Genomic DNA, 23,194 nt, shown 5'->3' on the forward strand with positions numbered 1-23,194 from the left:
CGCCGCCAGCGTTCGTCCTGAGCCAGGATCAAACTCTCCAATAAAGTGTTTGACTTGCTCATTTCAAAACTGACGAGATTTAAAATCTCATTTATTACTCACTCGTTGTTCAGTTTTCAAAGATCAAACGTTATAATTTCGTTATCGCTTCGTTTCAGCAGCGACCTTTATAATATATCACGTCGCCCATTCTTTAGTCAAGGTCTTTTTTATTGTCACCATCTGGAAGTCCTTGTCCGGCTTGTCCCGCCGGCGAAGCGATTTATAATGTACCACAGAAGAACAAGCGGAGTCAACCTTCAGATCATGGTTAATTTTAGGCTAACCAACAGAGCCACTCCAGGCAGGCCCAGGACCAATACCGTGCTTAACGTAACTGGATTTAAAGGGATATACACTTCGGTTAATAATCCCGAGAAATTGATCACATAGATCCCCAGTGCCGCTAGCACAATATGCAACCCAAACCGAGGAAGCCACACCCACCCGATTTTGCGCGAGAACAAAATATAAAGCAGTAACGCCAACGACACGGCAAGAACGCCGATCAGCACGAGCTTCATTTTTTTACCCTCCCCCCTCTAAATTCATGAACTTTCCCCAAAATAGGATCCGTTGCGAAAGGCGTCCCAATCTACCTGAGCCTGCTTCGCCGCCTTGAGCTGGATCTGGTATCTTCGCTCCGCCGCCTCCAGAGTGTAAATGGCCACATCCACCTCGTCATGTCCCACCGCTTCCTCAAAAGCGATACAGGCCCGCTCCCACTCTCTTAGCGCCTTGATAACTTCCTCGTACAACTCTCGCTTATATTCCAACGCAGCATCTCTTCGAATCAGGTTCGAGCGGCCTTCGCCTCCCCAGGGTTTTAATATCTTCAAGCCTGTCGCCTCCCCATCCGGTTTTATTTCATGTTTATCGGGAGAGGGACAAACTTAGAACCGCAAAAACGGCAAACAAAAAGAACTTTAAACCCAAGCAAAAGCGCTGGGCCTAAAGTTCTTTGGTATCCAAACGATAAGAAAAAAATCTAATTTAGTTCTCGACGCCCTTCCAGCGCCTTGGATAGTGTCACTTCATCCGCATACTCCAGGTCGCCGCCAACCGGCAGCCCGTGCGCAATCCGGGTGACGCGAATATCAAAAGGCTTCACAAGACGGGAAATATACATGGCGGTTGCCTCCCCCTCAATGTTCGGGTTGGTGGCCAGGATCAGCTCCTTCACCCGTTCATCGCTCAACCGGTTCAGCAGCTCCTTGAGCCGGATATCATCCGGTCCCAAGCCTTCCATCGGCGAGATAGCCCCTTGCAGCACATGATAGTATCCATCGAACTCCTTCGTCCGCTCCATCGCCACCAAATCCTTGGACTCCTGTACAACGCAAATAACGGAAGCGTCGCGAGTCTTGTCCTGACAAATTCGGCAGGGGTCCGTATCCGTGATGTTGCAGCAGACGGAGCAGTAATGGAGGTTACGCTTCACGCTTACCAGCGCTTTGGCGAAATCGATGACGTCATCTTCCTTCATGCGCAGCACGTGAAAAGCCAGTCTGGCCGCCGTCTTTGGCCCGATACCGGGCAAATGGGTAAAAGCATCGATCAGCTTCGCGATCGGTTCGGGATAATACAATGGGGCCTTCTCCTTCAGTTTGTAAAATTAGAACAGGCCAGGAATTTTCATTCCGCCCGTAAACTTGCCCATGTCCTGGTTCGCCAGTTCTTCGGCTTTCGTCAAAGCGTCATTGACCGCTGTGAGCACCAAATCCTGCAGCATTTCCACGTCGTCCGGATCCACCGCTTCCGGTTTAATGTTCAGGGCCAGTACTTTTTTATGCCCGTTCACTTGGACCGTAACGACACCGCCGCCTGCGCTGCCTTCGACGGTTTTACTCGCAAGTTCTTCCTGCGCTTTCAGCATTTGCTCCTGCATTTTTTTCACTTGCTTCATCATTTGGTTCATATTGTTCACGTTGATCACATCTCCTTAAGTTAGTCTGCATGTACGTCATGCGTTATATAGAAAAAACATAACCCCATTATTACGGTCTATACCTAGCCGGTGTTTAGTTATTCCTTGATGACGACCAGGTCATCCCCGAAAATATTCAACGCTTCGTCCACCCAAGGCTCTTTACCGGATCCGCCATCCTCTGGCGGAGGCTCCAGCTCGAACGGTTCGCCGCCGGGACGTTCACCCGCGCCTTGCAGCGCATCGGTCCAATCCTTCAGCATCATCGTGACCAAATGGTACGGTTTGCCCAATTGGCGCTCTATAACCGTTTCAATCACCTGCTTGTTAGCCGGCTTCTCGGTGGTCTCGCGGTGAATGTCGTTTTTGAATGCGACAAGCACGTTCTCCTCCGATACCGAAACAGGCTCCCCGTTCACAAACCACGCATGAATCGTAATTTTAGCATCCTTAACGGCCTGGAGTACTTGGTTCCATTTCTGCTGGATATCCATGAACTCTGGACTGTTACGGTTCGCAAGATATTGATCCATTCCAGCTGGAATTTTGGCCTTCGAGGCCACGCGTGGTGCGGGGCTTCGCGAAGGGCGATTCCCTCCCGCCGCCGTGCCTCCCGAAGCGGATCCACCTGCGGCAAGCCCGCCCTGCAGCGCACGATCCAGCTTCGCCTCCATTTCCGCCAGCTGACGGCGGAGTTGTTGGACCTCGGAAGCATCGGCAGTCGCCCCGGCCCCCGTTCCCGCACTGCGGGTCAAAGCCGGTTGCTCAACGGCGCCCTCTCCTCCAAACGTGCAGATCTTTAACAAAGCGACCTCGAACAGCGTTTGTGGTTGGACAGCGTATTTCATTTCCGTCTGATAGTGGTTTAGCGTATCGATGATGCGGAACAGTTGGGGTTTCGTAAAGCCCTCGGCAATCTCCGCAAAATCCTGGGGATCCAGCACGCGCTCCGTCAACTTGTCCGCCTTCGGTACCATCTTCACCATCAGCAAATCACGGAAATAGTACAGCAGGTTCTCCATGCATTTGTCCGCGCTTTTGCCTTCCTGCATAAAGCCATCGATCATCTGCAGCATGCCGCCGATATCGCCGGCCAGCAGTGTCTTGGCCAGTTCTGCGAACTGCCGTGAGGCGATGCCGCCGGTCATGTCTAGGACCTGTTGGTACGAGACCTTGCGCCCGGAGAAGGAGGCGATTTGATCCAAAATGCTTAAGGCGTCACGCATGCCGCCGTCGGACAATCTGGCGATATACTCGATCGCTTCCTTCTCCGCCTCGATACCTTCCTGCTCGCAGATCACCCGCAAGCGCTCGCTTTGCTCCTCCAGCGATACGCGGCGGAAGTCAAAGCGCTGACACCGCGAGATGACGGTAGCTGGTAAACGATGCGGTTCGGTAGTCGCTAATATAAACATCACATGCGGAGGCGGTTCCTCCAATGTTTTTAAGAGCGCGTTGAAAGCTTCCGTGGTCAGCATGTGGACTTCATCGATGATATAAACCTTCTGCCGCACTTCCGTAGGGGCATATTTAACTTTCTCCCGCAGATCGCGGATCTCCTCAACCCCCCGGTTGGAAGCGGCGTCAATCTCAAGTACATCCATGACGGCGCCAGCCGTGATCCTCCGGCACGCATCGCATTCGTTGCACGGTTCTGCCGCAGGTCCCTTTTCACAGTTTACGGCTTTGGCTAAAATTTTCGCGGCACTGGTTTTTCCGGTTCCCCGCGGACCGCTGAACAGATAGGCATGCGACAGCCGCTGTTCGCGAATCGCATTCTGCAACGTGCGGATGATATGCTGCTGCCCCACCATGTCTTGAAACGACTGCGGCCGCCAAGCCCGGTACAGCGCAATATGCTCCATTATGCGGCACCTCTTTCTTTCCTTCAAACGACGGTTGTCGTTTCCTTATTATACTATAGCCATTTGCTCTATGTACAAAAAAAACACCCCTGTCCGCAGACAAAGATGTATTCTTATCAAGTATTCACCGTGCACCTGTTATTGATCGTTGCGATCCGAGCGGCACCTTTACGGCATGACTCGGGACAGGCTGCCCTCCGGCACAGGAGTAATACTGCTTATGGCTGCTTCCTTCCGGACCTGACCAGGTTCGCAGGTACTCCTTGCGGAGGACCCGTCCGTCAACATCTGCCGTAAAGACCGGCCTCACATCGACAAGACCTCTAACAGGACTTCAACCTCGCTATAGCGGATTGCGAGTTACAGGGCACCGCTACCTCCCCATCTAGCACGGTGAAACTAAGTATAGCTCATGCCTGTACAAAATGCAACCGGAGGGAAGAAGTTGGCTGGGGTGGCTCATTTGAGCTAGTTGGTGTCTGGTTTGTACTTAATCAGCGCTTGGTCGGTGACTGGTAGGTGCTTTGTAAGTGCTAGTGTCTGGTCGCTGACTGGTGGGCACGATTGGTGCTTGGTCGTGTCTGGTCGGCGCGGTCGGCGTCAAGTATCTTTTCCCGATCCACATCTGTTCATTCTCGTTCTATTCCTGCTTAGTGCCTGTTCGTTTCCCGTTCTCCCCCTGCTCAGTGCGCGTGTCCTCGTTCTGTTCTCTTTCTGCCCTCTTCCTGTTTTGCGCCTGTTCCATATCCGATCAATGCCTAGTCTATGCCATGGCTATCACTAATTTGTGCCTCTCCCACACCATGCAACTCTAGTTCTAGTTTGATATATTAATAGAATAGAACACAGAGTATTAAGTATGAGAGGAGAAACAAATGAGATCCATTGGGAAACTCTTGCTGGTCGCCACCCTTTTCGCCGGTAGCTTGGTGGGAATGCAGCCGTCTCGGGCCGAGGCAGCAGCATCGGTGCAGATTCTGCTGGACGGATATCCGCTGGCCTTTTCGGGCGAACCGATGATTGTGAACGGCACAACGCTGGTTCCGTTCCGCTCCATATCCGAAGCGTTGGGGATTACGGTCACCTGGAACCAAACCTCCAAAACGATCACCGCCGTCAAAGGCACAGGGGCCGAAGCGATCCACGTACAATTAACGCTAAATAGCAAAACAGCGAAAGTGAACAACACTTCCGTTCCATTGGCGGTGGCCCCTCGGTCTGTCGAAGGGAATACGCTGATTCCGCTCAGCTTCTTCAGCCAACAGTTCGGGGCTCAGGTCGGGTGGGATCAAGCATCGCGGACGGTATCCATCGCCTCCCCGCAGGAACGGATGTATACGCTGGGCTTCTACGCCTTTGCCTCCTTCTCGGAGGTCGGGGCCGTTCCTAGTCTGGACGCCGTCGCTTTCGGCTGGAGCCGCATCGACGAGAACGGGAAGTTCACGCAAACAGGCGATCTGTTCAGACTGCCGCAACCTGCTGGGGAAGTTACTGCGGACAGCCTCGTGAACGACGCGGCCTCCGCCCGAACCTTACCGTATCTGATGGTCTACTCCAGCGACGTAAAGGGCGAACTCACCAAAATCGTCGAGGACCCAGACCTACGGCAGCAGGCGATCACCGATATGATCAACGCGGCAAAGGAGAAGGCGTTTCAAGGTATTATGCTGGATTTCGAAGGGCTTGGCTTAACGACGGAGAAAACAGCAACGCGGCAGGCTTTTAACAATTTCGTTAAGGAATTGTCGAAACAAACCCGGGCGGCAGGTCTCAAGCTGTCCTTGGCACTGCACCCGCTGAACTCATCCTATCAAGGTTATGACTATAAAACATTGGGAGCCCTGGCAGACGAAATCGTGATCATGGCTTACGATTACCTCCCGGGAGACAACAGCGGTCGGCCGCAACCTGCGGATAAAGTGGATGAAGCGATCCGTCTGGCTTTGAAAGAAACCAGTGCCAGCAAGCTGATCCTCGGTTTAAATCTGGACAGCGAAGATCAGAACACCGTCAAAACGCTGATCGGACTTGCTAAGCGCTATGATCTAAAGGGTATCGCCTTATGGCGGCTGGGCATTATCAAGAGCGAAGAGTGGACCAGCCTTAAGCAAAGTGTGGAGTTTAAGAAGTAGAAGAAAGAAGCAGTAAGCTTTCAATAATAAGCGGGTTGGGGATTTGAGGGCGGACATACCGATGTCGGCCATCGTCTCCGACCTGCTTTTTGTTTGTACGCCCCTCTCCGACCGCTAAGGGACCGGCTGAAATGTAAAAGTGCAGTTCCTTTCGCCAAATTGGCGTGATTTTGCCGGTTCAACTGTAAAAGTGCAGTCTAATTCCGCCTATTGCAGCCAAACCGCCCCTTTTCCACCTTTCTGAACTGCACTTTTACATCTCATCAAGCAAATTTCCTCATTTTAGCCCGAGTCAACTGCACTTTTACACTTGGCGACGGCGAGGGGACCCATCCGGGGGCGCTAGGAGTCACATGCCTAATTTATTCTTCTCTCTGGTCGGCTAGCAGCGACCGGCTGAAATGTAAAAGTGCAGTTCATTTCGCCAAATTGGCGTGATTTTGCTGGTTCAACTGTAAAAGTGCAGTCTAATTCCGCCTATTGCAGCCAAACCGCCCCTTTTCCACCTTTCTGAACTGCACTTTTACATTCCATCAAGCAAATTTCCTCATTTTAGCTCGAATCAACTGCACTTTTACACTTGGCGACGGGATAACGAGAGTTAGCCATGGGACACAGTGGGTTAGCGTCGGGCGAAGGGGTGGCATCCGTGCACCTAGGGACTAGCGACCAGCCAGCAAGGATCAGCACCGAGGTACCGAGAGCTAGCAGGCAGGCAGCAAGGGTCAGCACTGAGGTACCGAGAGCTAGCGAGCAGGCAGCAGGGGTTAGCACCGAGGCACCCGAGGGTTAGCGGACGGGAAGAAGGTTTGGCGTCAGGACTCCTAGGTCTGGCCACCGGGCATCAAGGTGGCGCCGAGGCATCAAGGGCTAGTTACGTTGCATCTACTGATGGCCGGCCCCCCCATAAAGTGATGCAAGGGGGTCAAGCCCATACGCTCCCCACTCACCAGTCAAACGCCTCCCAATCCCGGCGCACTACCTCATACGTCCGAACCCGGCCCGACTCCCCACTGGAGCGCGGATGCAGCCAGCCCAGCTGGCCCAGCTGCTGTAAATATCGCACCGCGGTCCGATGATTTACGCCCAGCTGCCTCTCTACATCCTTCGGACGAATGGGTTTGCCTAACTGAACCGCCTGTAGTAACGTTGATTTCAACGCCAACTTGGGAAGATCCGCCCTTTGTCCAGACACCTCAAATCGGCTCAACAACATCCGAAGCAGCATAATGCAAACCTCCGGCTGTCGTTCCACATCGTCATAGGACAAGGAAATGACCCGATAACCCATAGTTTGCAGAAAAACTTCCCTGTTCAACTCCCGGCTATACATCGTGCGATCCATATCGCGAACATGCGGCCCGAACCCTTTAACCTCAATGATGAGCTTTACAGCTTCCGTTAACCAAGCAAAATCCGCAAAATACGGCCGCCCTCGCCAATCGGCGATTTCGTATTCCGGATGGAGGTTGTCCAAATTCCCCCGCAAGGGCCACCATACGTTACGCAAAAACAACTGCTCCCCATGCCCATGTCCTCGCTCCAACCGATCTTTTCGTTCGCCGGAACGACGGTTGCGATGCATGTCCAACCATACCTGATGCACCTGATCAAAGTCCATTGCCATTCCCATCCCCCTCCCTCACTTTTACAATGTAAAAAAGAAAAAAACGCCTCCGCCCATCATCAGATCGGCAAAGACGTTCTTCGTCATTTCGCTTGGAAAAGGGTATCTTAGATACCGTATTTCTTTTTGAATCTATCCACACGTCCACCAGCATCCAGGAATTTCTGCTTCCCGGTGAAGAATGGATGGCAGTTGGAGCAAATTTCAACGCGCAGGTCTTGTTTCACGGAACCCGTCTCGAACGTGTTACCGCAAGCGCAAGTTACCGTAGTCACGTGATATTTTGGTTGAATTGCTTCTTTCATCACTTTCACCTCTTTCCGCCCTGAGCCTCAGTCGTGCCCAGAGTTATATGACACACAAACGCATTATAGCACGGGGCAACCTTTCGCGCAATTGCCTGTTTTATCCTCGTACCTTGACGCGGGCCAATTCAGTTGGCGGCACATGCGTATATGATCCGATCACAACGTCCGGAAGCTCCTCCTGAAAAATCTCGATCGCCTGCTTCATGCCGAGAATCTCCCCTTTCGCCTTCGGAATCAAGTCCAGATAGCTCTCAGGGTCAATGTTCAGGTTACGCAGCTGAATCAACTTCAACTTGGTGCGACGCGCGAATTCGATCATTGCTTCCACTTCTTCCTCACGGTCCGTGACCCCGGGAAAAATCAAATAGTTGATGGAGGTATATACCCCTTGGTCCGAAGCATACTTGAGTGACTTCTCCACATTCGCCAGCGTGTATCCACGTGGTTTGTAGTAGGCGTTGTAGTGATCGTCCAACGCGCTGATCGTGCTCACCCGCATCAGATCCAGGCCGGCATCCACGATTCCCCGGATGTGATCGGAGAGACCCGCATTGGTGTTGATATTGATGTAGCCCATATCCGTCCGCCGCCGAACCTCGCGAATCGACTCGATGATCAGCTTGGCCTGCGTGGACGGTTCCCCCTCACAGCCTTGGCCAAAGCTGATGATCGATTCCGGGGTGGTTAGATGCTCCATCATCACCTCCACCAGCTCCTCAACGCGCGGCCGGAAGTTCATCCGCGTCTGCGGTGAGACGAATCCGCTGTCGTCCGGCTGTTCTGAAATGCAGCCGAAGCAACCCGCATTGCAGGAATAAGAGACGGGGACCGCCCCTTCCCAACGGTTCAGGAACGTATTGGAAGCCGTTAGGCATTCATAGCCCAACGCACAATTCGATAAATGCTCATAAAGCCGATTCTCCGGATATCGGGAAGTATAGGCTTTGACTTGATTTTTCAGTTCAAGAGGATCGCAATTCAGCGGGTTCCACTTCTCGGGATCATCCGACAAGCGTGCTGTCACGTAGAACTGACCGTCCTTCCACACAACCGCGGAATACCCAAACAAAGGCAGTTTATAATCCTTGTCGGTCTTCACATACCCCGGCAGACAAAGACGGGTATAGCCTTGCGGAAGCAGAGCACCTACTGCCTGAACATCACCCGGGAGCGGCTTCATTTCGCCGGTATCCGGGTCCATGCCGATCGGTCGGGTGGACGGCAAGCCCACCAAGGTTGCCCCATCCGGAAGCGGAATCAGCTCATCCTCCATGATCTCCACGATCATGTCCGCGCTGCGAGCCAAGCCGTACAGCGACGGATGATCATAGACCTGTCCTTGTTCATCTGCATACACTAAGTACATGTTGTTCTCCTCATAATATTCATCTCAGGAAATGAAGCCCTCCTGAGGGATCTCGTATAAACGTATTAAACCGTAGAGTTCTGCGTGCTTCCGGCACCCGTCGAAGTTGCACTTGTCCGCGAAGATGTTGAGCCCGACCGAACCGGGCGACGCGCCCCGCCGTTGCCACCACCTGAAGGGGTGTTGCCGGAAACGTCGAAAGAAGCCAAGAATTCGGCATTGGTCTTGGAGTCGCGCAGTTTTTTCAGGAAGCCTTCCACAAAGTCGTAAGAATCGTTCATGTTTTTGCGGATCGACCAGATCGTATCCAGCTCTTCCTTGCTCAACAGTACTTCCTCGCGGCGCGTACCGGAGCGGCGAATATCGATGGCCGGGAAAATCCGGCGTTCCGCCAGCTTGCGATCCAAATGCAGCTCCATGTTCCCGGTGCCTTTGAATTCCTCATAAATAATATCGTCCATTCGCGAACCGGTATCCACCAAAGCCGTTGCCAAAATCGTCAAGCTGCCGCCCTCTTCCACGTTCCGGGCCGAGCCAAAGAAACGCTTCGGACGATGGAAAGCCGCCGGATCGATCCCCCCGCTGAGCGTACGCCCGGACGGCGGAACCACCAAGTTATAGGCACGAGCCAGACGCGTAATGCTATCCAGCAAAATCACGACGTCCTTCTTGTGCTCCACCAGCCGCAACGCGCGCTGCAACACAAGTTCCGCCACCTTGATATGATTCTCCGGCAGCTCGTCAAACGTAGAAGCGATGACTTCGCCTTTGACCGAACGCTGCATATCGGTGACTTCTTCCGGACGTTCGTCGATCAACAATACGAATAACTCAATGTCGGGATTGTTGGTGGAGATGCTGTTGGCGATTTCCTTCAGCAGCAAAGTCTTCCCTGCTTTAGGCGGCGCCACGATCAAACCGCGTTGGCCGAGTCCGACCGGGGCAAGCAAATCCATAATGCGGGTGGATAAATGATTTGGGGAAGTTTCGAGCACCAATTTGGTCTGCGGATAGAGTGGAGTCAGCGCTGGGAAATGCAGACGTTCCGCCGCGATGGACGGGTTCTCGCCGTTAACGGCATTGACTTGCAGAAGGCCGAAATATCGCTCGTTTTCCTTCGGTGTTCGACACTTCCCGGAAACGAGATCCCCGGTGCGCAGATCAAACTTGCGGATTTGCGAAGCGGAGATGTAAATATCCTCCGTGCTGGGCAAATAATTTATCGGTCTCAGGAAGCCGTACCCTTCCGGCAAAATTTCGAGTACGCCTTCCATAAACATGAGGCCGCTTTGTTCGGCCTGTGCCCTTAGAATAGCGAAAATCAATTCTTTCTTCTTTAATTGGCCGTAATAAGGGATCTGATATTGCTTCGCCAGCTTGTACAGCTCGGTAAGCTTCATCCCTTCCAGATCGGCGATTTGTAGATCCATATTAAAATAACCACCTATTCAATTTTATTGAAATCTATGAAGTATGGCGTAATGATAGACTCATTGGCCTATTATGCCCTATCCTTGGCAACTTATGCGCCGGAGCGGCAAGTTATTCTTCCGTCTCCCGCCAAACATCGGCACCCAACGCACGCAGATTCGGCACCAGATGATCATACCCCCGGTCGATGAGCTCAACGCCAAAGACCTCGGTAATCCCTTCTGGCACGGTGAGTCCAGCTACGACCAGCGCCGCACCCGCGCGCAGATCGGCCGCTTTCACTTTGGCTGCATTCAGCGGTCCGCCTTCGATGATCGCCGAACGACCTTCTACGCGGATTTTCGCGCCCATCCGTACCAGCTCCGGCACATGCTTAAATCGGTTGCTGTACACGAAATCGCTTAGTACGCTGACCCCTTTGGCCTGGGTAAGCAAACTGGTCATCGGTGACTGAATATCCGTCGGAAAACCGGGGTAGACTAACGCCTTAACGTCGACATGATGGTAATCCGGGCGGCCAATGACGCGAATGCTCTCATCCAGTTCTTCCACCTCAGCCCCCATTTCCAACAGCTTGGCGGTTAACGCCTCCAAGTGTTTCGGAATGACGCCGTCAATCACCACATCGCCCCGCGTTGCCGCAGCCGCGATCATATAAGTTCCCGCTTGAATACGGTCAGGGATAATAGAATGACGGCAGCCTTTCAGCTCATTAACCCCTTCAATCCGGATCGTCTCCGTACCGGCCCCTTTAATCACGGCTCCCATGGAGTTTAATAAAGTGGCCACATCTATAATTTCAGGCTCTTTCGCCGCATTTTCGATAATCGTAGCGCCTTTGGCTCTGGTCGCCGCCAGCATAATATTAATCGTCGCTCCCACGCTGCTGACGTCCAGGTACACCTTTGCGCCGCGCAGCTCTTTTGCATGCAAATGAATGGCACCGTGTTCATTGGTTACGGTGGCCCCTAACGCCTCAAACCCTTTGATATGCTGGTCGATCGGACGAGGCTCAAAGTTACAGCCTCCCGGCATGCCGATGATCGCTTCCTTAAAACGTCCTAACATCGCTCCCATCATATAATAGGAAGCCCGTAATTTCTTTACCGGCCCATTGGGCATCGGAATCGAACGAATATGGGTGGGATCAATGCGCATTTGACTGCCATCCCACATGACGCGGGCACCCAGCTCCTCCAAAATCTCCGAGTATACCGCCACGTCGCTCAAAATCGGCAAGTTATCCAAAACCACTTCGGATTCTGCCAAGATCGCAGCCGGAATCAACGCAATCGCGCTGTTTTTTGCGCCGCTGATCGAAACGCTTCCGCGCAGCGGACGTCCGCCACGGATCATCAATTTCTCCATAAGTCCAGGATCCCCCTACGTATTTGCGTCGGTACACAGCCCATGATTTTTAACGGCAGAAATGGAAAGACACCGTCTAAGCGGTGTACTCTCCAAGTCACCTTATTCAACTGGACGGTCCAAGGCCTTGTCCGTCCTAAAGCTTGCGCCGTATCTACCCTAATGGCAGTACGGCGCAAACGCTTGGCGTTGATCCTTAAGCTTTGTTGTTGGAACCAAACTCGCGGATTTTGCCAACAACCGTAGCCTTGATCGCGTCACGGCCAGGAACGATGTATTTACGAGGATCGTATGCGTCCGGTTTTGCAGCCAGGACTTCACGAACCGCTTTCGTGAACGCGATTTGGTTCTCGGTGTTCACGTTGATTTTGGATGTACCCAGCGAAATCGCTTTGGTGATATCATGCGTCGGAATGCCTGTCCCGCCATGAAGCACCAGCGGAAGCTTAACCGCGTCGCGGATTTCTTCCATTTCTTTGAACCCGAGGTTCGGTTCGCCATGGTAAGGACCATGCACGGAGCCCAAGGCAGGAGCAAGGGTATCGATACCGGTCTCTTTAACGATGCGAACACACTCGTTCAAGTCAGCGTATTGAATACCGCCGATCACGTCGTCTTCTTGACCGCCAACCGTGCCAACTTCGGCTTCAACCGAAACGCCTTTGGCATGAGCGTATTCAACGACTTTCTTCGTCATCGCGATGTTCTCGTCGATCGGATGATGGGAACCGTCGATCATTACGGATGTAAAGCCCGCATCAATCGCTTCTTTACATTTATCAAAGCTCGAACCGTGGTCGAGGTGAATCGCGACAGGAACCGTAATTTTCATGTCATGCAGCAAGCCTTCCACCATTTTAACAACGGTGTAGAAACCGCCCATATGACGGGCAGCGCCTTCGGAAACGCCCAGGATTACTGGGGATTTCTCTTCTTCGGCTGCAGCCAGAATACCTTGTGTCCATTCCAAGTTATTGATGTTGTACTGGCCTACGGCATATTTGCCGGCAAGGGCTTTGTTCAACATGTCAGTCATTGATACTAATGGCATGGGTTTCAATCCTCCTAAGGATGTGGGATTTTATCTTATTTAGCCGACATTCACACACTTTCTTATTATACCACAACCTGTCAAAAATACTATTCATGCTTTCCTTTCGTTTGTGAACGCCTTGTGCGAATTTGCCCCACAAAAAAGAGACCTTCTTTAGGAGACCGCGTGATTCCACGACGCTCTTCTAAAGAAGGCCTTCTTTTCATCGCGGCCATCCCGCTAAAGACGAGCTCCGCCTTTAAGCTGCATGTTAACCGCTGCGCGCATTTCATCAATGTCAAAGGGTTTCGTAAAATGCATCAGAGCGCCAAGGTCTGTGGCTTCCTTGATCATATCGAGCTCGCCGTATGCCGTCATCATAATGACCTTGATCTCCGGATTCGCCTCTTTGATATGCTTAAGGATTTCCAAACCGTCCATCCCCGGGATTTTCATGTCGAGAAGCACCAAATCCGGCGAATCGCTGCGGACGATTTCCAAAGCCATTTTGCCGTTGGCCGCCTGAAACGTTTTATACCCTTCACTGCTGAACACTTCCATCAATAAAATGCGGATACCGTTCTGATCATCGACAATTAACACTTTCTTCTCTTCCACCGAAAAGCCCTCCTACAAGTCCACCCTGTAATCCTTGTCATAACTAATTACTTCGCTCCCGATTTGCAAAACCCTTCTCCACTGGAAAAAAGAGCCTTAAAAAATCGGACGACCCAAAAATGACAGGGTGTCCCGAGGTTGGGACTCAACGTCCATCCGCGTTTAGGACAAGTGCGCGATCGAAGCTTTCACGAACTCGCGGAACAGAGGCTGCGGGCGGTTCGGCCGGGAAGTGAACTCCGGATGGAATTGCACGGCCAGGAACCAAGGATGATCCGGAAGCTCGACGATTTCCACCAGCCGGCCGTCCGGCGAGGTCCCGGAAATCCGCAGGCCAACACGCTCCAGTGTCTCGCGGTACGTATTGTTGAACTCATACCGATGACGATGGCGTTCGTATACCAGCTCGTCGTCATAACATTGCATAGCAAGCGATCCCGGTGTCAACTTACAAGGGTACAGTCCCAGCCGCATCGTACCGCCCAGATCCTCGATATCCTTCTGTTCCGGCAGCAGGTCGATCACCGGATATTCGGTGGACGGGTTGATCTCCGAGCTGTTGGCGCCTTGAAGTCCGGCGAGCGAACGGGCGTATTCAATCACCGCTACCTGCATCCCCAAGCAAATGCCGAAGAACGGAATCCGGTTCTCGCGGGCATAACGGATCGTCGTAATCTTGCCTTCGATACCACGGTCACCGAAGCCGCCCGGCACGAGAATCCCGCCAACGCCTTGCAGCAGCTCAGCCACGTTCTCATCCGTCACTTCCTCGGCATTCACCCAGCGGATCTTCACGTCTGCGTTAGCGTCGAAGCCGGCGTGGGACAACGACTCCACCACACTGAGATAAGCATCATGCAGCGCCACGTATTTACCGACGATGGCGATTTCTACGGTTTTCTCCAGCTTGTTGATACGCTCTACGAGGCTCTCCCACTCCCGCATATCCGGAGTCGGCGTCGTCAACTTCAGATGATTCACAACGATCTCGTCGAGCCCTTCGTCGCGCAGGTTCAGCGGCACCTCATACAGCGTATCGGCATCACGGCACTCGACAACCGCGCTAGGATCCACATCGCAGAACTGGGCGATTTTCCCCTTGATGTCATCCGAAAGCTCATGCTCCGTACGGCATACGATCACGTTTGGCTGAATCCCGATGCTGCGAAGCTCTTTTACGCTGTGCTGGGTCGGCTTCGTTTTCACTTCACCGGCTGCCTTGATATATGGAATTAGCGTCACGTGAATATACATCACGTTCTCGCGTCCGATGTCGCTCTTGATTTGACGAATCGCTTCCAGGAACGGTAAGCTCTCGATGTCGCCGACGGTCCCGCCGATCTCGGTGATCACCACGTCCGATCCGGCTTCACGCCCGGCGCGGAAGACACGCTCCTTAATTTCGTTCGTAATATGAGGGATAACTTGAACCGTTCCGCCGAGATACTCGCCGCGGCGTTCCTTGCCGATGACCGAGGAGTAGATTTTCCCAGTCGTCACGTTGCTGTTCTTCGAAAGATTGATATCGATAAAACGCTCATAATGGCCCAGATCCAAATCGGTCTCGGCGCCATCGTCCGTGACGAACACTTCCCCGTGCTGATACGGGCTCATCGTTCCCGGATCGACGTTGATGTATGGATCGAATTTCTGGATCGTTACCTTCAAACCTCTGTTCTTAAGCAGCCTGCCCAGCGAAGCCGCCGTAATGCCCTTCCCCAGTGAGGATACGACCCCGCCTGTCACGAAAATGTATTTTGCCACAGCCCAAAACCTCCTAAAGTAGTACGTGTTCACAAAAAAATCAGATTCCAGAAATTCAGGCAACTTAGATCATTAGCGTAACCTATTATCCGGTAAAACATAGCCAAAATGGCTATAAAAAAAACAAAAAAGTGACACCCGAATAGGTCGGGGCACTTTTAAAAAATGCATATGTTATAGGTTTGAATCATAAGCCCATGCAATAGTTTACCCGTTACCCCAGCCCGTGTCAAGTCAAGTCGGAAGGCAACTCTGAACAAAATAAGACTTAAAAAAGGACGGCTTAGGCCGTCCCTTTTTCCTCATCCAAAACCCGTATAATCTCTGTTTCGCGACCTATTAATCCTCGTCGCTATCGTCGAAATCCTCGTCGGACTCCAGTTCTTCCTCTTCTTCGGCGAGTTCGTCCTCGTCTTCAAGCTCCTCTTCCGGAAGCATTTCGTCGTCCTCGACTTCTTCTACTTCTTCCTCATCGTCGTCCGGGAACAGCTCGTCTTCGGAATCCTCGTCGATCGCATCGTAATCCTCTTCATCGTCGGCTACGTACGTATCGTCCTCTTCCACGAAGTCGTCGTCCAGATCGTCGTCATCATCGTTAATAATGCGCGGACGCTTGGAGTTGCCAACCGGATCCTCCGAACGCTCGATGGGATACCAACGCTTCAGGCCCCACAGGTTGGTGCCGACGCAGGCAAAACGTCCATCGATATTTATTTCCGTATAAAGCTGCGCAATCGCCTCGTTAATTTGTTCCTCGGTCATGCCGCGAAGCTGGGCAACCTCATTCATCAGGTCGCGGTAGTAATACGGCGTATTCGCCGCTTTCAAGATCATAAAGGCCAAGTCGACCATCGGGATTTCCTGGACCTTCTCCGGGTCGATTTTCAAGTTCAGCGGGGTACTCACGTTACGGACACTTCCTCTCACGCAAATAGTTCACTATAAAGCAAAGATGAAACCTTCACCATCCGGCCGGTTTCCTTCACTAACATATCCATATCACACAATAGTAAAACCTATTTGGACTCAAATTGCAAGTTTTAAAAACACACCAAAGCCCCGCCCGGCAAAAGGGAAGGAGCGGAGAACCCTCGGTTCCCCGCTCCTTGACTGTATCCTTCCCCAAAGAAGGCCCCGGCCCTCTCCTGGGTTGGCGAAAGCCGCAAGGCCTTCCCTTCATCCTATGTCCAGATTTGCACTTTGACACGACGGATTCGCGCCAAATGCAGCAAGCCGGGCCCATTTCCGCAAAACAGGGCCGCTTCCCCATTCAACGAAAAACGGACCGTCATACTATACTGCAACACGCTTCGTAGGAGGGGCTACTTATACATGGACTACTCCGGATTCCTCAGGTATTTGAACGATCATGTCGACGCCTCCGGAAAAAGCGGTCGGATCATTATCCGCTTTGCGCACCCGGCTGATTTTGCCGAATGCGTACGTCAATTGCTCAAGCACAAGCGCCAGCATCCCGCGCTGCGGCATGTCCGCTCTTCATCGCTGCTGCAGGCGCTGATCTGCCCCCTCGGTTTGCGGGGGGAGGCCGCCCGCTCCCGCTTCGGCCTTTGGGTCGAAGAAGACAGCATCGTCAGCGTCCATAGCCCGGCCCCGGCCAACAAGGGGCAAACCACCTCGATCCCTTGGGGGGTTCGACGCATCGGCGCCCCGGATACCTGGTCCGTGTCCACAGGCTATCGGATTCGTATTGGCGTCATCGACACAGGGGCCGATTTCAGCCACCCGGATCTTCGCCATTCCTTGGCCCGAGGGATCAACCTGCTGAATCGAATCAGCCTGCCGTATGACGATAACGGACACGGCACGCATATCGCTGGAACCATCGCCGCCTCTGGCGGCTCGCAAGGCATGATGGGGGTAGCCCCCCGGTCCTTGATTTTCCCAATCAAGGCTTTTGACCATAACGGCTCCGCTTTTGTTTCCGACATTATCTTGGGCATCGACTGGTGCGTACGCAACCGGATGCACATCGTAAATATGAGCTTCGGCATGAAAAGCAACAGCACTTCGCTGCAGAACATCATCCGCAAAGCCCATAACGCGGGCATCGTCGTTGTCGCCTCCTCCGGAAACGACAAAAAAGGCCGCGGTGCCGATTACCCGGCGCGCTACCCGCAGACGATCTCCGTAGGAGCGACCGGTAAGGACGGCAAAATCGCCTCCTTCAGCAACCACGGTCCCAATATCGATATCTACGCCCCCGGCGAAAAAATCAGCTCCGCCTGGCTGGGCGGTGGCTACCGCGAAATGAGCGGCACGTCCATGGCGACTTCGCACGTCAGCGGGGCCATAGCCCTGTTGCTGGCGATGAAGCCGGACATGAAGCCCGGCGAGATTAAGCGCCGCCTGCGCCGCACCGCCAAGCCTTTGCCCGGCACCGCAACAAGGGCCAAAGGCGGCGGCGCCGGCGAGTTGAGCGCATTACGCCTGCTGCGCTCCAAATCGGGGCGCAGCAGCTAAGCGCCAAGCCGAACAAAGCCGCGCCAGAGCCGGCAACGCCGGATCGGGCGTGTCGTCTCTAGCGCGGCTTTGCATCATGATCCCTTTGGGTCAGGGAGCCCCCACCCGGGAATTACATCTTGTCCGGCGCGGAAACGCCGATCAAACGAAGCACGTTGGCGAGCGCTGTGCGCACTCCGCCAAGCAGTACCAACCGCGCCGCCGTTTGGTCCGCGTCCTCCGTGATGACGCGCTCCGCCCGGTAGTAGCTGTGGAACAGCGCCGCCAGTTCATACACATAGCGCACCAGCCGGTGCGGTGCGTAGCTCTCCGCAGCCACGCCGATTTCCTCTGGCAGCTCGCCGAGCTTCCGCAGCAAATCGTATTCGTGCTCGGCCGTTAACTTGCCTAGATCCACGCTTTCGGCAGCCGGGATTTGGATCCCCTGCTCCTCCGCCTGGCGGAAGATGCTGCAGATCCGCGCATGTGCGTATTGCACGTAATAGACGGGGTTTTCGTTCGAAGTCGAAATCGCCAAGTCCATATCGAAATCGAGATGCGAATCCATGCTGCGCATCGTAAAGAAATAGCGAATCGGGTCGACGCCAACCTCGTCCATTAAGTCCACCATCGTAACCGCCTTGCCGGTCCGTTTGGACATCTTAACCTTCTCGCCATCCTGGAACAAGCTGACCATCTGCGCGATCAACACCGTCAGCTTCTCCGGATCCTTGCCGATGGCTTCCATCGCCGCCTTCACCCGAGGAATATACCCGTGGTGGTCGGCTCCCCAAATGTTGATAACCCGGTCGAAACCGCGGTCATATTTATTCCGGTGATACGCGATATCCGGCGTCAAATAGGTGTATGTCCCGTCATTTTTTACCAATACGCGGTCTTTGTCGTCTCCGTACTCCGTTGTTTTCAGCCAGGTTGCCCCGTCCAACTCATACGTCTGCCCTTTATCGCGCAGCTCCGCAAGCGAAGCTTCCACTTGACCGTCCTGATATAGGGAAGTTTCGCTGAACCAGACATCAAAGCGAACCCGGAAACGCTCCAGGTCGCGCTGGATTTTGGCGAGCTCCTTGTCCAGACCAAATTTGCGTAGGAATGCCGTCCGCTCTTCCTCCGACATACTCAGCAGCTTATCGCCTTGCTCGGCGACGAGCTCTTTGGCGAACCCTTTGATATCCTCGCCGTGGTACCCGTCCTCCGGCATCTCCACGTCTTGTCCCAGCTCCTGGCGGTAGCGGGCCTCAATCGATTTGATCAGATTGACGATCTGATTACCGGCATCATTGATGTAGTATTCGCGCGTTACGTCGTAACCGGCGAAATCCAGCACATTGCACAGCGCATCGCCCACGGCTGCGCCCCGGGCATGTCCAAGGTGGAGGCTGCCCGTCGGATTGGCGCTAACGAACTCGACCTGTACTTTTTTTCCATTGCCCAATGCCGTGCGGCCGTAATTCTCGCCTTCGCGGTACACCTGCAACAGAATCGGGTACAGATAGCTCTTGCTTAACGAAAAATTGATGAACCCCGGGCCGGCGATTTCCGCCTTCTCAATCCCGGCTTTCCCGTGATCCAGCTGCGCGAGAATCTCTTCAGCGATTTGACGCGGGTTCTTCTTCGCGATCCGCGACAGCTGCATGGCCGCATTGGTGGCGAAATCGCCATGGGCTTTGTCCTTCGGCACCTCCAGCACGATTGCCGGAATTTCCTCCCGCTGCGCCAAGCCTGCGGATACGATCGCATCCAGGATCGCTTCCTTCAGCGCCTGGTTCATTTGTTCCAACGGATTGTGTGGCATTTAAACGTCCTCCTGTATATGTAAACTGAGTTCAAAACGTCCGGATAGTTCCTCAAACACGTACAAATCGTATTGCCAGACCACCTGGCCCGCCGCCCCATCCCATCGGGATTCGAGCTTTAGGGTGTCGGTAGACAGGCTAAACCGGGTGAAGGGCGAGCGGTAAAATCCCGGAACACGGCAGCCGCTGCGGAAGGTCTGCTCGGCCTCCACGCCTCCGTGGCGCATAATTTTCAGCTCATTACCGGATATTTTCATCATCGTGCGCGTCTTGGCGCCATCCGGTCCCGGTTCAGGTTCCTCATAGCGGATGTACAAGGTGTCGCTCCGGCGGACGATATCTCCCCGCAGATGCTGCACCGTTTCCTCCGTTCCCTGTCGACTCGTCAGCACAAGGCTCACCGGCTTGGTCTCGGGCATACGGCAAATCTCCTTCCGACTTCGATCCTTACTGTACTACTATAGCCAGTTCGCCCCGGCAATTCAATACATACGCGGCACAGCGCCCCCGCAATCATAACCACCCGTCCAACGGGTGGTTTGCTCTTGGGGTATAACCCCCTGTTACCAAACTGCGCCTAAAGACGCCAGCCTGACAACATGGTTGTTCAGGCTCAATGTAATTTGTCACCTTCACTCACCCGTTAAACGGGTTTATTTCTTTTTGCTGCTATTACTGCTAAACGGATCTTCGTATTCTTTTACACTCAATTTATCTATGGCTTGGTCGTGTGCTTCTTGTTCACGAATGTATTTGGCTACTGTGGCTTCATTTAGGCCTACTGTACTCACATAATAGCCCTCTGCCCAAAATTTTCGATTCCCATATTTGTACTTCAGTTGGGCATGCTTTTCAAAGACCATCAGCGAGCTTTTCCCCTTTAGGTATCCCATGAACGATGCTACCGATATCTTTGGTGGAATCGCGACCAGCATGTGCACATGATCTGGCATCATGTGACCTTCTAAAATTTCCACCCCCTTGTATTTACATAGACGTTTGAATATTTCGATCAAATCTTTTCTCACTTGATTGTAGATCTCTTTCCGTCTATACTTCGGGGTGAACACAATGTGGTATTTACACATCCACTTTGTGTGAGCTAGACTGTAATTCTTGTTTGCCATCTAAGACCATTCCTTTCATTTTGAGCCTGAACATCTCAATTTTATCGGAATGGTCTTGTTGGTCAAACCCTAGGTCCCTCCACCCGCATAGCGGGTGGTTTTTTGTTTCGCACGCTTCGCGAGCTCAACCGGCTAAAGCCGCAACCAAAAAGAAGCCGCTGCTTCAGCGGCTCCTTCTCCTAACCCAACCTGGCTATCTAAGGCCTACAGAGGTTGGCTTAATGCGAGGTATTTCACTTTGCCATTCGCAAAGTACACATGAAATCGAAAATAATCGCCGACTTTATAGCTCCACCGGCTGACCAGCTTCAACGCCTCCGGCCCCAGCTTCGCCGTAACGTCGTCCGTACCGCTCCCCGTCTTCACACCGTCCGCGGATTGATGTTCTGGGCGGGTAAAAACGATTATCCGATTTAAAGCCAGTACCCCATCCTTAAATAAACGGGCTTCCTTCACCTGGCCGGTACCATCGTCATAAAACGGCTTCGCCCACACGACCTCTTCAGACGGGGTCTTGGCCAACCGCTGCTCCCAGCCGTCGTAATCGAGCCCGTCCACCTGTGCGGCCTCCGCCTCCAAAGGAGCAGGGTCAACCGTCCCCGCCTGCTCCAGCTCAACCCTGGCTTGCTCCAGCAAGGCGTCCAACGATGCCAAATCCTCCCGTTCGTGGAACAGCCCCTGCATCAGCAGCAGCACCTGGTCATCCGCGTAGTAATATTTCCCTTGGTACTCATAAGCATTGCCGGTTAAATCATAGGTCAGCTCGTAGTTGGTGTCCGCCAGCTTGAACTGCAGGACGATCGGCTTCCGGGAAGCCGCCGGAATCGGACCTGCCAACGCGCTCTTCATATCCGTATAGCGCAGCGATTGGAGAAGGACGAACTGCCTCTCCACCGGAACGTTGGCGTGCAAGCCGTTCCCACCGGCGGTAATCGCCAGGACCTCCTCTTCCTTAAAGGGGAGATGATCTAGCAAATACGGCGATTCGGCGGCGGCTTCGTTGTTCGTCCCTTCTGCCGCTTCTCCCGCTTCTGCCGCCGGTGCTTGCACCGGCGCGTTCGTCGTAACGCCGGATGAAGGAGTATCCGGGCGGCCGTAGAAGATCCAGCCGGCCACCATAACCACAATTATCATTGTAAGGCCCGCAAGCATGCTTCGGGCCGGGTTGTTCGTTTTGATAAAAATCCCGCCTTATCCCATGAGAAAGTAGTGATATTAATCATACTAACATACTTTATACGGGCCATTTATAGTTCGAACGGCATATTTTATTTCACAAACTTCAGAAGGCGGGATTGGGTTTCACAGGCTTTACTCATCCCATCCCTTACTTCACGAGGTCTTCCACGAATTTGGGCAGCACGAAGGCAGCTTTGTGGATTCGCGGCGTGTAATATCTCGTGTCCAGTTCGGGGATCTTCGTCTCGTCCACCTGCAGCGGATCATACACCTTGCTGCCCATCGTGAACGTCCACAACCCGCTGGGGTACGTCGGGATGTTGGCGCCGTAAACGCGGACGATCGGGAAAATCTCTTTGACGTCCTTGTTCACCTTTTGGATGAGGTCCGCTTTGAACCAAGGGTTGTCCGTTTGCGCTACGAAGATGCCGTCGTCCTTTAATGCTTCATAAATCCCTTGATAGAATCCGCGCTCAAACAGAGGCGCCGCCGGTCCAACCGGCTCGGTCGAATCAACCATGATGACGTCGTATTGATTTTTGCTTTCAATAATATGCATGTAGCCGTCGGCCACTTGCACATCAACCCGCGGGTGATCGAGCTCTCCGGCGATTTCCGGTAAATATTTTTTGGAGTATTCAATCACCTTGCCATCGATCTCAACCAGCACCGCTTGTTCGACTGCGGGATGCTTGATCACCTCGCGAATCACCCCGCCGTCCCCGCCGCCAACTACCAGCACGCGCTTCGGATGGGGATGGGTGAACAGCGCCGGATGCGCTACCATTTCGTGGTATACGAACTCATCCTTGATCGTTGTCATGACCATGCCGTCCAAGACGAGCATTCGGCCAAACTCCTCCGTATCTAACATCGCTAAATCCTGAAACTCGGTTTGTTCCGTAACCAATGTCTCTCGTATTTTTGCCGTAATCCCAAAGACAGGCGTTTGTTTCTCCGTAAACCATAATTCCATGCGCTCAACCTTCTTTCCCTATGATCAGCGTAGTGTCCGCCATAATTCATTTCCTATATTGTACCAAACGAAAAAATAATAACACATCTCCCGAGAAATCGGCACAGGCGACCCTTCCGCGTGAATGATCTCTCCCAAACTTTCCCATACTAAAACCAAA

21 protein-coding genes and 1 other RNA gene are annotated in these 23,194 nt (G+C 53.2%); 2 read left to right on the forward strand and 20 right to left on the reverse strand.

What is annotated here, in order from left to right; all coding sequences use genetic code 11:
• Positions 1 to 299: 299 nt before the first annotated feature.
• The 6 genes from BN3277_RS00820 to ffs form a co-directional block, all read right to left on the reverse strand.
• Positions 300 to 563 (reverse strand): pro-sigmaK processing inhibitor BofA family protein, encoded by a 264-nt coding sequence (locus BN3277_RS00820; protein ID WP_059040432.1) that lies wholly within the window; start codon positions 561 to 563, stop codon positions 300 to 302.
• A gap of 24 nt (positions 564 to 587) precedes the next feature.
• Complete coding sequence (locus BN3277_RS00825; protein ID WP_059040433.1) at positions 588 to 878, reverse strand: hypothetical protein; 291 nt, start codon at positions 876 to 878, stop codon at positions 588 to 590.
• Between the two features lie 149 nt (positions 879 to 1,027).
• Positions 1,028 to 1,627, reverse strand: coding sequence for a recombination mediator RecR (gene recR, locus BN3277_RS00830; protein WP_059040434.1), 600 nt, complete (start codon positions 1,625 to 1,627; stop codon positions 1,028 to 1,030).
• 27 nt (positions 1,628 to 1,654) lie between these two features.
• The gene (locus BN3277_RS00835; protein WP_059040435.1) at positions 1,655 to 1,966 is read right to left on the reverse strand and encodes a YbaB/EbfC family nucleoid-associated protein; all 312 of its coding nucleotides are present in this window, start codon (positions 1,964 to 1,966) and stop codon (positions 1,655 to 1,657) included.
• Between the two features lie 98 nt (positions 1,967 to 2,064).
• A complete protein-coding gene (dnaX, locus tag BN3277_RS00840) occupies positions 2,065 to 3,831 on the reverse strand; it encodes a DNA polymerase III subunit gamma/tau (RefSeq protein WP_059040436.1) in 1,767 nt (588 codons plus the stop codon).
• A gap of 127 nt (positions 3,832 to 3,958) precedes the next feature.
• Positions 3,959 to 4,225, reverse strand: an RNA gene (gene ffs, locus BN3277_RS24765) — signal recognition particle sRNA large type.
• Positions 4,226 to 4,706: 481 nt separating this feature from the next.
• On the opposite strand from ffs, the gene BN3277_RS00845 reads away from it, so the two are divergent.
• Positions 4,707 to 5,963, forward strand: coding sequence for a stalk domain-containing protein (locus BN3277_RS00845; protein ID WP_059040437.1), 1,257 nt, complete (start codon positions 4,707 to 4,709; stop codon positions 5,961 to 5,963).
• Positions 5,964 to 6,909: 946 nt separating this feature from the next.
• Here BN3277_RS00845 and BN3277_RS00850 read toward each other — a convergent pair.
• From BN3277_RS00850 to rpoE, 9 genes are all read right to left on the reverse strand, one after another.
• A complete protein-coding gene (locus BN3277_RS00850; protein ID WP_232436293.1) occupies positions 6,910 to 7,590 on the reverse strand; it encodes a DUF559 domain-containing protein in 681 nt (226 codons plus the stop codon).
• 107 nt (positions 7,591 to 7,697) lie between these two features.
• Positions 7,698 to 7,895, reverse strand: a complete 198-nt coding sequence (gene rpmE, locus BN3277_RS00855) for a 50S ribosomal protein L31 (RefSeq protein WP_059040438.1) — start codon at positions 7,893 to 7,895, stop codon at positions 7,698 to 7,700.
• Positions 7,896 to 7,995: 100 nt separating this feature from the next.
• On the reverse strand, positions 7,996 to 9,264 hold the full coding sequence (locus BN3277_RS00860; protein WP_059040439.1) for a radical SAM family protein: 1,269 nt from the start codon (positions 9,262 to 9,264) through the stop codon (positions 7,996 to 7,998).
• Between the two features lie 65 nt (positions 9,265 to 9,329).
• Complete coding sequence (gene rho / locus BN3277_RS00865; protein ID WP_059040440.1) at positions 9,330 to 10,694, reverse strand: transcription termination factor Rho; 1,365 nt, start codon at positions 10,692 to 10,694, stop codon at positions 9,330 to 9,332.
• Between the two features lie 112 nt (positions 10,695 to 10,806).
• Entirely contained in the window at positions 10,807 to 12,063 is a 1,257-nt protein-coding gene (locus BN3277_RS00870) for a UDP-N-acetylglucosamine 1-carboxyvinyltransferase (protein WP_059040441.1), read from the reverse strand.
• A 196-nt stretch (positions 12,064 to 12,259) separates the two neighbouring features.
• On the reverse strand, positions 12,260 to 13,114 hold the full coding sequence (gene fba, locus BN3277_RS00875; protein WP_059040442.1) for a class II fructose-1,6-bisphosphate aldolase: 855 nt from the start codon (positions 13,112 to 13,114) through the stop codon (positions 12,260 to 12,262).
• 222 nt (positions 13,115 to 13,336) lie between these two features.
• On the reverse strand, positions 13,337 to 13,714 hold the full coding sequence (locus tag BN3277_RS00880) for a response regulator (RefSeq protein WP_059040443.1): 378 nt from the start codon (positions 13,712 to 13,714) through the stop codon (positions 13,337 to 13,339).
• A 162-nt stretch (positions 13,715 to 13,876) separates the two neighbouring features.
• Positions 13,877 to 15,478, reverse strand: a complete 1,602-nt coding sequence (locus BN3277_RS00885; protein ID WP_059040444.1) for a CTP synthase — start codon at positions 15,476 to 15,478, stop codon at positions 13,877 to 13,879.
• Between the two features lie 339 nt (positions 15,479 to 15,817).
• Entirely contained in the window at positions 15,818 to 16,384 is a 567-nt protein-coding gene (gene rpoE / locus BN3277_RS00890) for a DNA-directed RNA polymerase subunit delta (protein WP_059040445.1), read from the reverse strand.
• A gap of 426 nt (positions 16,385 to 16,810) precedes the next feature.
• Between rpoE and BN3277_RS00895 the strand changes: the two genes are divergently transcribed.
• The gene (locus BN3277_RS00895; RefSeq protein ID WP_059040446.1) at positions 16,811 to 17,959 is read left to right on the forward strand and encodes a S8 family peptidase; all 1,149 of its coding nucleotides are present in this window, start codon (positions 16,811 to 16,813) and stop codon (positions 17,957 to 17,959) included.
• 112 nt (positions 17,960 to 18,071) lie between these two features.
• Here BN3277_RS00895 and argS read toward each other — a convergent pair whose 3' ends face one another.
• The 5 genes from argS to speE form a co-directional block, all read right to left on the reverse strand.
• A complete protein-coding gene (gene argS, locus BN3277_RS00900; RefSeq protein WP_059040447.1) occupies positions 18,072 to 19,751 on the reverse strand; it encodes an arginine--tRNA ligase in 1,680 nt (559 codons plus the stop codon).
• Positions 19,752 to 20,171 (reverse strand): YwiB family protein, encoded by a 420-nt coding sequence (locus BN3277_RS00905; RefSeq protein ID WP_059040448.1) that lies wholly within the window; start codon positions 20,169 to 20,171, stop codon positions 19,752 to 19,754. It lies immediately after the preceding gene.
• A 234-nt stretch (positions 20,172 to 20,405) separates the two neighbouring features.
• A complete protein-coding gene (gene tnpA / locus BN3277_RS00910) occupies positions 20,406 to 20,879 on the reverse strand; it encodes an IS200/IS605 family transposase (protein WP_059040449.1) in 474 nt (157 codons plus the stop codon).
• Between the two features lie 204 nt (positions 20,880 to 21,083).
• On the reverse strand, positions 21,084 to 22,013 hold the full coding sequence (locus BN3277_RS00915; RefSeq protein ID WP_059040479.1) for a hypothetical protein: 930 nt from the start codon (positions 22,011 to 22,013) through the stop codon (positions 21,084 to 21,086).
• Positions 22,014 to 22,206: 193 nt separating this feature from the next.
• Entirely contained in the window at positions 22,207 to 23,034 is an 828-nt protein-coding gene (gene speE / locus BN3277_RS00920; protein ID WP_059040450.1) for a polyamine aminopropyltransferase, read from the reverse strand.
• Positions 23,035 to 23,194: the final 160 nt, after the last annotated feature.

The sequence above is a fragment of the Paenibacillus rubinfantis genome (assembly GCF_001486505.1).
GTDB lineage: Bacteria > Bacillota > Bacilli > Paenibacillales > Paenibacillaceae > Fontibacillus > Fontibacillus rubinfantis.

Coding starts and splice junctions, on each gene's coding strand:
- BN3277_RS00820 (WP_059040432.1), bottom strand. CDS start 563: ATGAAGCTCGTGCTGATCGGCGTTCTTGCCGTGTCGTTGGCGTTACTG.
- dnaX (WP_059040436.1), bottom strand. CDS start 3,831: ATGGAGCATATTGCGCTGTACCGGGCTTGGCGGCCGCAGTCGTTTCAA.
- BN3277_RS00845 (WP_059040437.1), top strand. CDS start 4,707: ATGAGATCCATTGGGAAACTCTTGCTGGTCGCCACCCTTTTCGCCGGT.
- BN3277_RS00850 (WP_232436293.1), bottom strand. CDS start 7,590: ATGGCAATGGACTTTGATCAGGTGCATCAGGTATGGTTGGACATGCAT.
- rpmE (WP_059040438.1), bottom strand. CDS start 7,895: ATGAAAGAAGCAATTCAACCAAAATATCACGTGACTACGGTAACTTGC.
- BN3277_RS00860 (WP_059040439.1), bottom strand. CDS start 9,264: ATGTACTTAGTGTATGCAGATGAACAAGGACAGGTCTATGATCATCCG.
- rho (WP_059040440.1), bottom strand. CDS start 10,694: ATGGATCTACAAATCGCCGATCTGGAAGGGATGAAGCTTACCGAGCTG.
- BN3277_RS00870 (WP_059040441.1), bottom strand. CDS start 12,063: ATGGAGAAATTGATGATCCGTGGCGGACGTCCGCTGCGCGGAAGCGTT.
- fba (WP_059040442.1), bottom strand. CDS start 13,114: ATGCCATTAGTATCAATGACTGACATGTTGAACAAAGCCCTTGCCGGC.
- BN3277_RS00895 (WP_059040446.1), top strand. CDS start 16,811: ATGGACTACTCCGGATTCCTCAGGTATTTGAACGATCATGTCGACGCC.
- argS (WP_059040447.1), bottom strand. CDS start 19,751: ATGCCACACAATCCGTTGGAACAAATGAACCAGGCGCTGAAGGAAGCG.
- BN3277_RS00905 (WP_059040448.1), bottom strand. CDS start 20,171: ATGCCCGAGACCAAGCCGGTGAGCCTTGTGCTGACGAGTCGACAGGGA.
- tnpA (WP_059040449.1), bottom strand. CDS start 20,879: ATGGCAAACAAGAATTACAGTCTAGCTCACACAAAGTGGATGTGTAAA.
- BN3277_RS00915 (WP_059040479.1), bottom strand. CDS start 22,013: ATGATAATTGTGGTTATGGTGGCCGGCTGGATCTTCTACGGCCGCCCG.
- speE (WP_059040450.1), bottom strand. CDS start 23,034: ATGGAATTATGGTTTACGGAGAAACAAACGCCTGTCTTTGGGATTACG.